The following is a 14,187-nucleotide window of genomic DNA, read 5'->3' on the forward strand; positions in this document are numbered from 1 at the left end:
AGGGATAGTTTGAACGATCAAAATAGTAATGATATTGGAAAACAAACCGCTGGCCAAATGGCTAATATCGGGAAGAGTGCCCTTAAGAACAAGAGGGTAAGAAATATGTTTGTTAAGGGCTTAAAGGCGCAATACAAGCTTTTAAGGTTGGTTCTTCAAAAACTCATCCCTGCTATCATTAAGTCGGTTGTTGGTTTTATCGGTCCATACGCCTTCCTCATCATCTTACTGATTATCCTATTATTGATCATTATGGAAAGCGTGGTTCAGTTTGATACGTTTGGCCGAGGAGGCGAAAGGAATGAAGCAGAGAAGCTGTTTGATCAAACCATAAAAGAAGTCATTGACGATCGATCTGAAGAAGTGGGAAGTGACTTATATAGCGTTTTGAGCGAAGGCCAAAACAAGTCGCCTTATCAGCCTGTTAATCAATCATACATAGCTCAAGTTTTAGATATGATTAGACCGAGTGATGCTATTCCTCCAGCTTTATATTCCTATAAGTCTTTAAAATCTAAAACATATGTGCCTTGGCATAAAAAATATAAGAATCAACCTATGAAAACAAAGGCGGATAGGCAGAAGGCGCATACCTATTTTTACAATGTAATCAATAAGGAAATCGATTATTATTTCAAAGATCCTACTATGCAAGTGGAATACCAGTATGGAACATCTTCAGGGGAAAAGGTAATGACAAAGACGGTCACTACATGTAAGAGGCCAGTCAATACGAACACAGATGGTATAAATGCTAAACCAGAAGATAATAAAGAAATTGAATACGAAATTGAGAGCAGCACGGCTTTTTCAACGAAAGACATGCCGAGTAGACAAGTTGTAACTGAAGCTAGTGCTATGTATGCAACCGCTTTGTTCTCTTATTCGTTAAGTACTGGTGATTGGGTTAAAGAAGGATCCCAATCAACTGAAGAATGTACTGTAGATACGTATAAAAAATATACACTATACCAACTTGATGACTCAGGGGCACCAAACGTTACATACAACGGAGAAAGTCTTCTTTCTTTTCTTATTGTTGATAATCCAGAAGGTATACTTGCCAGGTTGGTGAAACCTAAAGACCTGGAATATGTGTTAGAACAGCTAAAAGAAATAGATGATAACTTCCCAAAATTCACAATCGATTTTGAAGGATTAGTTGAGTGTTACTATAAAAATTTGATGAATGCCGCTTCGTGTATTGGGCCAAACTTAAAAGGATCAGCATTTAGCGGACTTGTTGGTTCCGGCGGTGGTGGCTGGTATCCGGAAGAATATAAAGAGCTATATGAACGAGCGGCCGCAGCATATAACGTGGATTGGTGGATATTAGCTTCAATACATGCCCAAGAAACTGAGTTCAGTACAAACCCGGCAGCTACAGACCCAAGTAAGGGGTCAAGCGTTGGGGCTAAAGGCCACTTTCAGTTCATGGGATTAACCTGGCTCGGCTGGTCCTACAAAGGCGGAAATGGACTTTCGGTTACTAGATTAGGAAATATAGAAGGGCCTCTTAATCTAGTAGTTGATCTAATATCAAGTGTTCAGCAAATAAAGAAACATGGTGGGTATGGGGTTGATGCCAATAACAATGGTAAGGCTTCTCCCTGGGAACTGGAAGACGCAGCTTTCACTGCAGCGAAGTACTTAGCTGCCAGCGGCTATAAAAAAGAAGATGAAGCTAAAATAAAGAAAGCCATTCGGAGTTATAACCATTCCAATTCCTATGTGAATGAAGTTTATAATCGCGGAATTATGTTTAAGAATGGTGTTCCAAGTGGCGGCTCCATTCCAGTTGCTGAAGGTAGTTTTACATTCCCGGCAACCGGCCGAATTACATCAGGATTCGGAAATCGATCAGGAGGAACCCATTATGGAGTGGATATTGGTGGCGGAGGAAGGCCGACGGTGCCTGTAGTGGCTGCTGCTGATGGTGTGGTGAGTAGATCTTATCTGTCTGGCTCCTACGGAAATGTTGTTTATATAAAACATAAGATTGACGGTCTTGAATTTGAAACGGTTTACGCTCATTTAGCGCAGCGTGGTATAGCCCAAGGGAAAACCGTTAAAAAAGGTGATTTCATAGGTTATATGGGAAATACCGGACAATCATATGGAAAGCATTTGCACTTTGAGATTCATCAACCTAGTTGGAATGCAGGTAAATCGAACGCTAAGAATCCACTATTATATATTCCAACTCCGCCTGAAAAATAACTTGAAGGGATAGAAAACTATCCCCTTATGGAGGGAAATCTATGAAAAAGTATGCATTCATATTCCTTTGCTTTGTAATGATCGGCACTCTAATAGCATGTGGGAAAGATGATGAAGCAAAGGTTAAGGTAACAGAAGAGAATAGGGCGTATCTTGAGGAGTACAATAAATCTCTACAAGGAACAATTGAAGATATGAATAGCATTCTGGGAGTCTATAACAATGGACTGGATGGCATCTATACACAAGAGTATAGCAATGAGCAATTTGCAAAAGTTTTAAAAGAACAAATTAAGGAATCTAACACTCTTATTAAAAATGTCGAAAGCTTAAACGTAAAGCCTGAGCTATTTCAAGTTCACCAACAATTGTTAGCTCTTGTCAATCGTTCTCATCAACTGCTCTTAAATACCATTGATGAAGCCAATAACCCTGATCAAGAAATTGAGAAGGATCCTTTTAGAGTAGAGTTCTTGGCAATAAAACAAGAACAAGCAGTAATCGCGAACGATTGGAAGGTCCTGGCGCAACAGCTGGTAGCCGCTGGAGAGAATCCAGAAGAATAATTTAATCTATGTAAATGATAGGTTGCTATTTCACTAGAATCACAAAAAGTTTACTATTAAATTTTTCTTTTACTTTTATGGGAAAGTAAGGGGTCTATATGAAAAAAATCGCTATAGTGTTCATCATTCTGTTAGTAGTCTTTGTTGGGCTTTTTATTTATAAAAAGATTACAACACCTGATATTCCAAATGTAGTTAAGGAAATGGATGAATCACTAAATATTGTCAAAGAGGAACAAGACACCGTAAATAGGAAATGGTCTGATTCGCCAGTAAGTAAAGAGTTTGTTGAATACTTAAATGACAGGTATTCAAAACCAGAGTCAGCTGTTGAATATTTATTTGCTGTGGCCATGTTGAGTCAGGAAGACTTCTATCCTGACGCTTTTACACTCGAGCAATACAATGAAGATATCTTTGGAAATGAAGAACCCAATAAAATTAAGCTTGTTACAGAAATTATGAACCGTCTATCCAGAAATCAGAAACTGGAGTCTGTAGAAATGATTAAGAGTATGATGGTTTTTGAAAAGGATAGCCTCAGGGTGGTGGCAGATTTGAATTATTCTGATTTAGAAGAGCCCATAAGAATCAATGTGAAATTAAAAAAGCTGGAACAGCACTCTGAAGATGAACACATCCATGAACATGAATCAAATTACTATTATATCGACTCTTCCGTTTGGGATCTCTTAGGAAGTATTGAAGGAGGGAAGTAAATGACGGGTGTTAATGAAGCACTATGGACTGGAATAAGGTTACTTCAATTAGTATTTGTTCCTACTTTTGGTTTCCTATTTTTGTTTGCTTTGTTTTATTTGCTGTACGCAGGAAAAAACCCATTTAGGAAGAGGGCAGCTTACCTATTTTCTATAGGGGGAGCATTAGGAATGCTATTAATCCTTTATCTTCCTCTAATCATTGCTTATATGAAAGGCGATAGTTTGCTTAAAGTGAATGATAATAATCAAGATATTAGGTTTTTGATTGATTCTACAAGCTCCCAAGGACATGATGTACACCATCTATTTAAAATATTTTTTGAACCTATGATCTTTATTGGATCACTTTTGGGCATAATATTCTGGCTAACAGCTGCCAAAAATCCACCAAGAAAACGCATTGGAATGGCTATGGTATTTGGAGCACCAGTTTTTTGGGTAATTATGCAATACTCGTTAGATATTTATCACTTTTTTGTTCCGCAAAGTTAGAAGAATAAGAGGTTTCTTTACTCATAAGTGAAGAGGCCTTTTTTTTATTTGAATAATTTTAAATAATATTCCATAATATTCCTTGATTTGAAAAAAGTTATAATATATAATCGAATCAATTAAGATACTAAATATCCATATATTTTATTGCGAAATTCCTACATATAGGGGTGAGCTCATGTCATCGGAAGAAAGAGACGTATTATATAAATCGATTAGTCAAAAACTTACAATGCCTTTCCCAAAGGGTTCGGTTGAAAATACGGATACTCCCGGAAGAGCTTCTATACCTGTACAAGCATATATTCAGAGATTAGAAGATGCGGCTGGACCCTATTGGTCTTGGAGGTTATCTGGAGAACCAGTCATTTATCATCAAGATGAACAAATACTTGTAAAGGGTATTCTAAAAATACTTGATGTAGAGAGAGAGGGTATTGGTTTTTCTAACTTTAAGACTTACCAAGATACGGGGAAGATCCAAAATCTTAAGAGTGCCATTTTATCGGCTGAAAGCGATGCGCTTCGAAAAGCGTGTGATAAATATATGATGGGTTGGAAGGATTTAGCTCCATATAGAAAGTGGGCGAATAACCCGGCTGTAGGATTAACTGTTGATAAGGGAAATACTGCAGCTGTAGTAGCGGAATCATCCATGAAGTGTGTTAAATGTGGAAACCTTCTAACTTTAGAGGAACTAAAATTCCTGGAAGAAAACAATATTAGAATTAAATACTGTCGAAAAGATATACCGGCTCAATTATTGAAGAAGAGAGGGGAATAGAAATGAAAAAAATATATGCTACCTGCAATCTATGCCAACATTTTGATCCAAATAGAAGTACATGTAAATTAAATGGAGAAAGAGTCAATTCGATGGAATATGATATAGCGGCAGATTGTCAAAAAAGCGGCCGCTTTACCAGAGATCTAAATGTTATTCCGGATAGCTATCATATATACCCATTGGGAGAAAATATCCCAAGAGGCTGGCAGCCAGATTTTAGCCGGCTACCTAAGGATAAAAACGGGGACCCGCTTTTCGTAATGACAAAGAGAGGATACGAGAGGGCAGTGCCGGCCGATCCAAACGTAAACCTGGTCAGCGATATGCTGGTGGGCGTTTCTCCAAAAATACTAACTTATCAGGGGCAGCGTGAAATGATCTTTGATCTGGGTACTGAAATTGCGTTGGAAGAAGCAAAAAAGGTGGGCGTGAAGTTATCCATCTTACCTGAAGAAGAGAATTGGCCTGGGGTTCCTAAGCTAAAGCAGGCATACCTACAGAAGCAAGGAAGATATCGAAACCCTCAGAACCAATGGCTTAGCGATGAGCCAATCGAAAGCTGGACCTGAAATGAATGAAGAAGTAAATAATACTAGGTCTAATCTCATTTATTTATTTTATAGACTATTTATCATCCATAAGAATAATGTGTCTGTAGCTAAAGAATATAAGTTTGAAAAAAACATACTTACCTGGGACGGGGAGAATTCATTAGAGTTCCATGGGAATTCTCATCGCATTCTTGTTCAGGACAATAAGGTGATGTTGGATGATGAAATCCAACACTATTACCAAATCCCTTATGATTGGCTGCGGACATTGAAAATCAATTTAACGAATGACTCACATGATAAAGGAATTAACGTGTAGAGGGTTAAGCAGCAAAAACAAGATACTTAAGGTATAGGGCGTGATTGCGTTTGCAAAAAAAAGGAGTTCTTCTTCCTCTTAAGATCCCTAAAAACTTTTACCAAGAATTAATTAAGATTAAGGGGAATGTAACCTTATCCAAAGGTCTATTAATAGGATTTTCCCTTTATAAATGTGCTCCATTTGAAATAAGCGTCGATCGAATAATTGATAAAAGCGCAACTGAATATAAGCGGCTATATCCGATGCATAATACTTCTCTTAGCATTCCCATAACAGAATATAGTGAAATTGAAGATATTGTTAATAAGGAGAAGGATGTTAATTATAAACTTCTCACTTTTCTATACCTGTTTTGTCAGCACAATCAGCCAGGCTATTATCATCCTTTTTTTGATCAGCAACTGTTTGAAGAGAAATTTAAGTTTTGTGAACGAGATTATTTTGCTGCCTATCAATATTGTAAAGAGCAGGCTGGAAAGGATTCATTTAGCCAAAGAGAATATCAGCAATATCGATTAAGTCAACAGCCATCTCTATATAAAGTTCAGAAGAAATATGGAAGTTTTAAAGAATTTATTAAAAAAATGGAAATGTTTATTGAGGGATAATAAACAACATGATAATATTAGTGTATAAGAAACCTGCATATAATACCTATTGAGCTGGAAGAACCGCCAATACCCCGTCTAGGGGTTTGGCGTTTTTTATTATCTGGATATCCGATGTTGTTTTCATATATATAAATTTAAAAGGGGAGAAGTGCAAATGAATGAAAAGGTAAAACGATTTTTATTAGCGAGTCCATCCAATTTTAAGATTGTTGGATTTATGGTTGGAATCCCAGAAGTAAATGTCCTTACAGGAGAACAGGGATTAGCAATAAATTGCCGAATTGCAAATAATGATGACCCGGTAAATATTACACCATTTCTCGAACAAGTTGAAGTAGTGAGATAAGAAGGGAGAGTCCTAAAATGTATATGTATTTTCGTTCAGTTTGGATTAGCTTCATCATGCTTTCTTTGCTTTTTATGTTTGATGGATTAATCGAGAGCAATATTATTGCTTATGGGTTAGGTTGTATGATCATGGGTACATATATCTTTCACATATTTAGCACAAAAAGACAGTATAGGTATGCTAACTTCAAGGGCTATTCAGACTTTTCCGAGTTGCCTAAAATGGCTAGAATTGAAAATACATTGTATGCTGCATTAGAGACTCTGATTGTTGTGGCTTTGTTAACAATCAACACTCAAAATGAACTTCTATCTATGGTCTTATTTTTTATGGGTGGATCCTATTTGGTATTTATTCACTTAAGAAGAAATAAAGAGGAATACGATTTTTATAGTGTAGGTGTAGTTAATTAGATTTATGATTCAAATAGAAGGTGGTATGATGGAATATCATACCATATTTTTTTGTTTATATTAATTGAAGGGAGTTTTCTTCCAAGTTAGGAGCGCCAGCAGAATGAACAAGATCCATTTTCGAGATCAGCAGCAAGTTATTATGGATTCCTTAATACATGCTCAAAAGGAAGTTCTAATAGCTGTTGCCTGGTTAAATTTTGAATTATATAGTGATATTTTTATGAGCCTTGCTACTAGAAATGTTAAGGTCAAAATTGTTGTGAATGATGATAAAAAGAATAGCCAACATGAAGCCTGGATCAAACAGTTAAAAAATGTAGGCATCAAGATAAAGCTATTACGTATGTGGTCCCATTGGAATTATATGCATCACAAATTCTGTATTATTGATAATAAGAAGCTGCTTATTGGTTCATTCAATTGGAGCAAAAATGCAAATAATAACTTCGAAAATTTAATGGAACTTTATGATGAGTCAATTATTAACCCTACTCGTGATGAATTTTCTTATCTATGGGGTTTGAATAAAAAAACTATTGAATTACAAAAACAATTGAAATGTTCGGCATGCAGAGAGAGAACCTTTAAACTTTTAATCGTTCATCTTAAGGCAGAAGATGATCATGAATACACTGAATGTAAAATTGTAAGTGTTTGTGGCTGTGAAGATAAATACGAAGATCTAGACAGGGAATATATAAATACTTCCTTTTATCATTCCATCGTAAGCATTGCTGATTATTATAATGAGCAAACGGAGCATCTTAGTGACTTTCCGGAACAATTAGCAATCCTTGAGGAAGAATATGACTATGATATAAAGAAATTTCTCCAACAGCTGCAAAGTCAATTTAGTATTCATGCAGTTGCTCAATTAGAATATCATAATACATCTATGGACGGAGAAGGAGAATGGAGAACAGAGGTAATTTGGAAGGACCGTTTTGCATTTGATATGAAAAAATCATTTGATGGATCTTTTGATCTGATCTAAATAATCTGAATGAGGACTCTCCTGTTTTAGTGAGAGTCCTTTGTTGGAAGTAAGTCATGGTGTTTTACAATCATTTCCAATGATTTTTGGTTTTATTCAGCCCTTATTGTATATCAATTATATCGCGGCATTGAATCGTGTGATTATTATTAGAGCAGCAAACTATCTTCAGTGTGAATTTCTTCTCATCGAAGTAATGTATAAAGCCTTTTAAATACTCCGATTTAGCCCCAGAATAATAAGTGATAGTCACTTCTTTATGAGACTCCATACTCTCGCATATTACTTGATTGAAATACTCCAGCTGTTGTTCGTCTAATGTAGGTTTTGGGATGATTTCTTTTTCTTTATGCTGCTGCCTAAGATTATGAACAAATTCAGGTTGAAATCCCACCATTCGAAATTTCATAATGCCTCGATCGCGTATGGCCATCTTTATCCCTCCTTAAGGGAACGTTTGTTCTTATAATAACCTCAATTTAATAAATTAAACAAGTTAATTTTTTTTCCTGGAAACGATAAAATAAATTATAGATGAGGAATTATTTTCTATTTATGATAAAAATAGAGGGATATTATGAAGGCTCCTATTCCAGAGAGTGAAGAGAAACTAATTGTAGATTATATTTATATAGACTTTCTGATAAAAGCTTTGGAGGAAGATCGTCTGTCTGTTAGAAGCATCCCATTTAAGATTCCAGAAGTATATGAGTCCTTGATAGACGAGCATCTAAAGAGGCTGAGAGTGGATATAGTTAGTGCTAGGAAGCAATTGAGGAAATTGAAAATTAAGGTGATTGGTCCTAAGAAGGTAAATGAAGATTTCGTGCAGTACGGTTATTTCGCGCATGGGTACGAGGGAAATCTGAGATTCTGGTCGGCTGCAATGGATTATAAAGGAACCAAAATCCTAAGGAAGTATTTTATGCCAAATTCAGAATGAGGGAGGGGAAGACCTTGTTTATCGTTGAGGATAGATTGAGAGCTCGAATTAATTCTTTGGATGTGGAGAATACATATAAAATAAAAGAGATGTGTAATAAAGAGGAGTTGCTATGTCCGGAGTGCCGGGGAGCGGTAGAATTCCGTGCTGGGAAAATCCAGCGATCATACTTTGCTCATAAGAGTAGAGAGTGCAGCTATCCATATGGTGAGCCGGAGTCAGAGCAACATATGAACGGTAAATCACAGTTGGCCAACTGGTTGAAGAAGTTATATCCTTCTTCACAAGTGGAGTTAGAATATAAGATTTCTGAGACTAATCAACGTTCAGATGTACTTGTTTTACATCCTTCAGGTGAAAGGTGGGCCTTCGAGTATCAATGTAGTCTATCCCGGGTGAAGTTTGGGAAGAGCGGCATCGGCTATACATTACTGCAGGAATAAAAGATTTTTGGATATTGGGAAGTCATTTTAATGGTTGGAAGGATTCTGACCGTCCAAATATTTATTTGAGAAGAGATTTGGAGCGGGCTATCTTTAATAATTATGGCTATGTTTACTATTTTGGACCCAATTCATTGAAGGGCCAAGAGAAGAATTATTGCTTTAATATTCTACGCGGGGGCAAGCTAGTAACCAAAACCATTTTAGAGCGGGCTGCTGAGTTTACAGAGATAAATCTAAATTCCACTTCTATTATGGAAGATGAACTATGGAATGAGGAGATCTTGAAGTATTTCGCAAACCGCTCTACAATTCTTCAACTAAATGAAAAGCCGGTATTATACTCTATGGCTTCTGAATATCTTTTGTGTTTAGAGAAGGAAAAGGAAGAGAGAGAAGAGGATGAGAGAAGAAAAAGAGAAGAAAAAAACAGGCCAGTTTATAACGAATTTTATAAGAGTTTAGTACAACAACGCAAGAAACAATATGACATGCTTACAAATCAAGAACGAGAGCTATTTAATCATTTATGCAACAAACATGGCTATTCTATTGAAACACTGCCCGGGTTATTCTTTCCAGAAATAGAAAATGCACATTTAATAAAGACGCCTTCATTTGTATGGCAGCTATGGATCTATGATCAATTTATCTATAACCAGAAGCGGATACAAAGTAAGAAGGATTTCCCTTATGTATGGGTGCCGAGTGTTAATGAAAAATTCAAATGGATGAAGGGACAAGGCTATTTCCGTGTGGAAAGGATTAAGGATGAATGGGGAAATTATTATATTTTTGCTCCTGGAGATTTTATTGATTATTTAAGTAGAATTGGAATAACAAAGAGGCGTAGTTTCAAAAACTCTAAATGTCATGAAATCAATGTTGATCACATATATTCTTCAAACAATCTCCAGGAAAGTGTCTTAGTAGAATGGGGTGCTTTTAAATATTCCCCAAACCTATACTTAAATGAAGAAGTTCCGAATAAGGTTACGACCGCATGGGATGATTATCTGAAAAGATTAAAATAAATCTATGGAGGTAGTATGTCTAGATACAATAATATTTTTCAATATTATCGCGGCCAGTCAAGAGGTTCAACACTAGAAACAAAGCAACTTCAGATAGAGAATAATTTAACAAAGGCATTTCTTAATGTCCTGCAGCATTCCTCACCAGAAATGACATCAAAGTTCCTCAAATTTGCCGGGTTGAGCCCCATAGTTACTCAGTCCTTTGAATATCGATACCAAGTAGCTAATGCATTGAGTCATGTATCAAGTATAGGCGCTGTTATCGGAATAGCAGAGAGTGATGAAGTACGTAATAGTAAAGAAAAGACGTTTACGATTCCTGATGGAGCCGTTTTATCGGAAGATGTATCTGTTCTAATTGAAAGTAAGATAGGTTATAACTCATACCTAACTCATCAACAGTTAGAGGGGCATAAAAGTAGCTTTGCCCCGGGCCAGCAAATCAAAGAGAAGCCGATTATCATAACCTGGATGGATATTCGGAACTTCTTTCAAGGAGAGCTTAGCTGGTTCGAGGAAAGAGGAGAACAAATAACTTGTTTTTTAATAAAGCAGTTTGAGGAATTCTGCCTGTTAAATAGTATAGGGGACCGCCAAAAGTCAAAGGAGTACTTTTTCCTTCATTTCGAAAAGGAAGCAGCCCAGAAGTTGGCAAGAGAGGTTGACCGATATATTTGTAGTGAATTTGCTCCTTACATAGAAGATGCCGGAACAAAAGATGGCATTGGTTATAGAAAAAAGGGGAGGACTAAATTTGCTACTTTAACCACAGCCCGGCAAAGATGTTTAATCCTCCATATAGGAAGGAAAGACGAAAAACTGGGATTACAAGTGCAAAAAGCAATCGACTCACTATTAGGAAAGGAATATGAACGGAAACCTTATGAAGAGGTTAAATATCCACATGAAGCATATATAAGGTTGGAGTGGGTATCAAATTTAGAATATATAAAGGAATTTATTAACAAGGCCTTTAATAGGAACTAATGACATTTAGGAAATCCTGGATTTTTGATTGTTAAATTGAAGAACCAGGATTTTTTAGTTAAATTAATTCAATATTGATAGGGATTCAGCCTGATAATAAAACCATTTGTAGGGAACGGAAACTGTGAAGGAGTTGTACTAGCGCAGCTCCTTTTTAGTTTTTTGAAGTAACGGGCACCAAAGCGAAAATAATCTGTTTGATTACTTAAAGGGAGAGATATTCTATGAATAATCGGCTGACTTAGGGTGAAAAATTCTAAGTGTAGCAAAAATGAAAACTATTAGAGGTGGCATGAATTTGTCTTTCGACAGAGATCAAGTTAGAGAAGAATTGCTAAGAACCCGTACTAGCTCTGAAATGAGGGGTTTTAGGGACAATTATGGATACATTGTACATTACAATCAGGGGATACCGGATAAGCTTGGGGAAGGAACATTGCTAACAGCGATTACTGCCATTGCGATTGCTACCGGTAATTATTCTATGCCGGAGTCATGGGAGAGAGAAAATGCAAACAAATATCTAAAGGAGTTATTAAGCACATTACTTCATCAAAGTTGGGGGAACAAGGATTCATTTGGCCGGCAACACCCCATTCGACATCCTGATTGGCACGATTATGATACTTCAGGTATTCAACTTAGAAACAGACCAATGTCAAAAGATAGTTTCGGTGCAATCGTTGTGGCCGCATATTACTCTTTCACTAGCAGGTATAGTGATGAAGAAGTTCGTTCCATTGCCTATGAATTAATAAGAAAGTGGTCAGAATACCTGATCCAATTCCAATGGAAAACCCACTCCATGTTCATCCGTGAAGAGTTAGAAAAAGATAATGAAGGGAAATATTTACATTTACGCGGGTACAATCCTTTCGAGAAGAAATTCGAAAAAACTAGTTTCCTCGGACCTGATTCCTTCATGTTATGGTCTCACGAAATATATGCATTGCAAAATGTAGCAGCTAAAATGGGTATACCTACCAGCCATTGGGATGTTAGGAAGAACATAAATAAAGAACTTATACAAATAATAATTGATTACGCTGTGCCGCTCATCGTTGATGTGGCTTGTAGAGTTCTTGACAGCATTCTTAAAAAATGGGCTTATCCGTTTGAATACAGCATTCAACTAGGTCCCGATAACTGGTCATTTGGACGTATCGTTGGATTTCATGTACTTAAAATTCCCTCAAAGACGCGCGAGGAAATCATTGAAGGTTTTAGAAATGCTCTCCAGGAAATCATTCGAGAATATGTCCGGCTTAATACTACAGACCAGCTACCTGATGTAATCGGAGCTGCGATTAACCGAATCCTGGACAAGTTACCGATGGAAATTTCACCTGAAAGCTGGCGATCAAAGCTGACTGAAACCATTCAGCAGGTTCATCCTTGGTTTACCGGTAATTCTTGGTACGAGCTAGTCATCTTCTTGGCTTCACTGCAGCTGCTCAAGACACAGAAGCCTGCTGAAATCAATTACACTGTATGGCCCTATATTGCTGAATGTGAAACAAGACCGGAAATTGGTTATCTCTTAAGTTCCGCCATATCAGAGTTTTCCGGCTTTCTAGAAAAAGACGAGAATCCTAATGGACTTTGGGCTTGGTTAGCTTTTGATTCGAACATCGTCTATGAACAACTTAATTTGATTAAATCACATGACCCTGATTACTGGTGGGAATTTGCATTTGATTCAGCTAAGTTTAATGACTGGGTTTCAAAACCTAAAAAAGAACCCAGTGCAAAAGAAGGAAAACAATCTCCAAGGCTAGATTTCTTAATTCTTGAAGGTCTAAGTAGAAGAGGACATCGCGCTGAATTTCCTCCAGATTTATCTATAAAGTTAAATTTTTCCCCTTCAGAACTCGAAGATGCGAAAAATATATTTATTGATGGGATAAAGAAAACGTTTAATGAAACTGGAAAATATGTTAAAGAGGAATTTAGTGACTTTATAGGATTTCCACAGAGATTTTATAAAAAAGTTTGGGATGCTACATTTACTTACACAGAAGAAATTTTAACAGAAGGTAAATTGGTGACAAAAATAACAAGTGTTGCAAATGGTTTGTACACAAAGGAATTGTGGAACCAAGATAATTTAAAATATTTAAAGAGACTATGGACTGATTCCTCGGCTGCTGGAAAGTTGATTGAACGAGTCGAAATTGGATTGAACGATGTACTAACTCATGAATATTGGAATAGCGATACTGCAAAATATTGGAAGGGGATATGGTCAGATGCCACTGAGGATGCAGAAAAAATGATAGAATGCATTATTATTGACCTTAATGGCGTCTTATCTCATGAATACTGGAATCGCGGTCCTGATAAGTATTGGAAGGGAGTATGGGCAGATGCTTCTGGGAAGGCAGAAAAAATATTAGAGAGAGTTATTATTAACTCAGAAGACATTAAGGAAGTTGTTGTTTGGGATGTAAATGGAATATCGAGTAGAACAGTTTATAATAAGTTTGGTGAATTGATTTCCGACTCAATTATTCCTTGGGTGCCTCCAATAGATATTCCCCCATTTAATTGGTGATTTATTACCGGGGTATTCGGTTTGAAACAATTAATTGTTTAAAATGGAGGCTATTTTTAGAATTAGCTATAGTCTGCTTTACTTACAATTATTTTTATGTTTATAATTTAACTATAAAGTCCATATATTAAAAAAAGAGATCCTGGCTGGAACCAGGATCTCAACGTACAGCAAGCTGCCTGAAGTGCAGCGG

17 protein-coding genes are annotated in these 14,187 nt (G+C 36.6%); 16 read left to right on the forward strand and 1 reads right to left on the reverse strand.

What is annotated here, in order from left to right; all coding sequences use genetic code 11:
- The first annotated feature begins 9 nt into the window (after positions 1 to 9).
- The 11 genes from JI665_RS28675 (at position 10) to JI665_RS19445 (ending at position 8,030) form a co-directional block, all read left to right on the forward strand.
- Positions 10 to 2,220, forward strand: a complete 2,211-nt coding sequence (locus tag JI665_RS28675) for a peptidoglycan DD-metalloendopeptidase family protein (RefSeq protein ID WP_244671258.1) — start codon at positions 10 to 12, stop codon at positions 2,218 to 2,220.
- Between the two features lie 41 nt (positions 2,221 to 2,261).
- Complete coding sequence (locus JI665_RS19400) at positions 2,262 to 2,786, forward strand: hypothetical protein (protein ID WP_206842984.1); 525 nt, start codon at positions 2,262 to 2,264, stop codon at positions 2,784 to 2,786.
- 98 nt (positions 2,787 to 2,884) lie between these two features.
- Entirely contained in the window at positions 2,885 to 3,505 is a 621-nt protein-coding gene (locus JI665_RS19405) for a hypothetical protein (protein WP_206842985.1), read from the forward strand.
- Positions 3,506 to 4,000, forward strand: a complete 495-nt coding sequence (locus JI665_RS19410; protein ID WP_206842986.1) for a hypothetical protein — start codon at positions 3,506 to 3,508, stop codon at positions 3,998 to 4,000.
- Between the two features lie 178 nt (positions 4,001 to 4,178).
- On the forward strand, positions 4,179 to 4,784 hold the full coding sequence (locus JI665_RS19415; protein WP_206842988.1) for a hypothetical protein: 606 nt from the start codon (positions 4,179 to 4,181) through the stop codon (positions 4,782 to 4,784).
- Positions 4,785 to 4,786: 2 nt separating this feature from the next.
- Entirely contained in the window at positions 4,787 to 5,356 is a 570-nt protein-coding gene (locus JI665_RS19420) for a hypothetical protein (protein WP_071158764.1), read from the forward strand.
- A gap of 1 nt (position 5,357) precedes the next feature.
- On the forward strand, positions 5,358 to 5,657 hold the full coding sequence (locus JI665_RS19425) for a hypothetical protein (RefSeq protein WP_206842991.1): 300 nt from the start codon (positions 5,358 to 5,360) through the stop codon (positions 5,655 to 5,657).
- Between the two features lie 50 nt (positions 5,658 to 5,707).
- The gene (locus JI665_RS19430; protein WP_206842993.1) at positions 5,708 to 6,268 is read left to right on the forward strand and encodes a hypothetical protein; all 561 of its coding nucleotides are present in this window, start codon (positions 5,708 to 5,710) and stop codon (positions 6,266 to 6,268) included.
- A 157-nt stretch (positions 6,269 to 6,425) separates the two neighbouring features.
- Entirely contained in the window at positions 6,426 to 6,617 is a 192-nt protein-coding gene (locus tag JI665_RS19435; RefSeq protein ID WP_206842995.1) for a hypothetical protein, read from the forward strand.
- Positions 6,618 to 6,634: 17 nt separating this feature from the next.
- Positions 6,635 to 7,033: a hypothetical protein gene (locus tag JI665_RS19440; protein ID WP_206842998.1), complete on the forward strand. Its 399-nt coding sequence runs from the start codon at positions 6,635 to 6,637 to the stop codon at positions 7,031 to 7,033.
- Between the two features lie 103 nt (positions 7,034 to 7,136).
- Positions 7,137 to 8,030 carry a phospholipase D-like domain-containing protein gene (locus JI665_RS19445; protein ID WP_206843000.1) on the forward strand — a complete coding sequence of 298 codons (894 nt, stop codon included), beginning with the start codon at positions 7,137 to 7,139 and terminating at the stop codon, positions 8,028 to 8,030.
- Between the two features lie 103 nt (positions 8,031 to 8,133).
- Here JI665_RS19445 and JI665_RS19450 read toward each other — a convergent pair whose 3' ends face one another.
- Positions 8,134 to 8,463, reverse strand: a complete 330-nt coding sequence (locus tag JI665_RS19450) for a YolD-like family protein (RefSeq protein WP_244671259.1) — start codon at positions 8,461 to 8,463, stop codon at positions 8,134 to 8,136.
- Between the two features lie 144 nt (positions 8,464 to 8,607).
- Here JI665_RS19450 and JI665_RS19455 point away from each other — a divergent pair, with 144 nt between their 5' ends.
- The 5 genes from JI665_RS19455 (at position 8,608) to JI665_RS19475 (ending at position 13,994) form a co-directional block, all read left to right on the forward strand.
- Positions 8,608 to 8,973 carry a hypothetical protein gene (locus JI665_RS19455; RefSeq protein ID WP_206843001.1) on the forward strand — a complete coding sequence of 122 codons (366 nt, stop codon included), beginning with the start codon at positions 8,608 to 8,610 and terminating at the stop codon, positions 8,971 to 8,973.
- Between the two features lie 14 nt (positions 8,974 to 8,987).
- Positions 8,988 to 9,416: a competence protein CoiA gene (locus tag JI665_RS19460; RefSeq protein WP_206843003.1), complete on the forward strand. Its 429-nt coding sequence runs from the start codon at positions 8,988 to 8,990 to the stop codon at positions 9,414 to 9,416.
- Between the two features lie 254 nt (positions 9,417 to 9,670).
- The gene (locus JI665_RS19465; RefSeq protein ID WP_206843005.1) at positions 9,671 to 10,450 is read left to right on the forward strand and encodes a hypothetical protein; all 780 of its coding nucleotides are present in this window, start codon (positions 9,671 to 9,673) and stop codon (positions 10,448 to 10,450) included.
- A gap of 150 nt (positions 10,451 to 10,600) precedes the next feature.
- Positions 10,601 to 11,440, forward strand: a complete 840-nt coding sequence (locus tag JI665_RS28680) for a hypothetical protein (RefSeq protein ID WP_244671260.1) — start codon at positions 10,601 to 10,603, stop codon at positions 11,438 to 11,440.
- A gap of 298 nt (positions 11,441 to 11,738) precedes the next feature.
- Complete coding sequence (locus tag JI665_RS19475) at positions 11,739 to 13,994, forward strand: hypothetical protein (RefSeq protein WP_206843007.1); 2,256 nt, start codon at positions 11,739 to 11,741, stop codon at positions 13,992 to 13,994.
- Positions 13,995 to 14,187 lie beyond the last annotated feature (193 nt).

The organism is Bacillus sp. NTK034, assembly GCF_017303275.1.
GTDB lineage: Bacteria > Bacillota > Bacilli > Bacillales > Cytobacillaceae > Cytobacillus.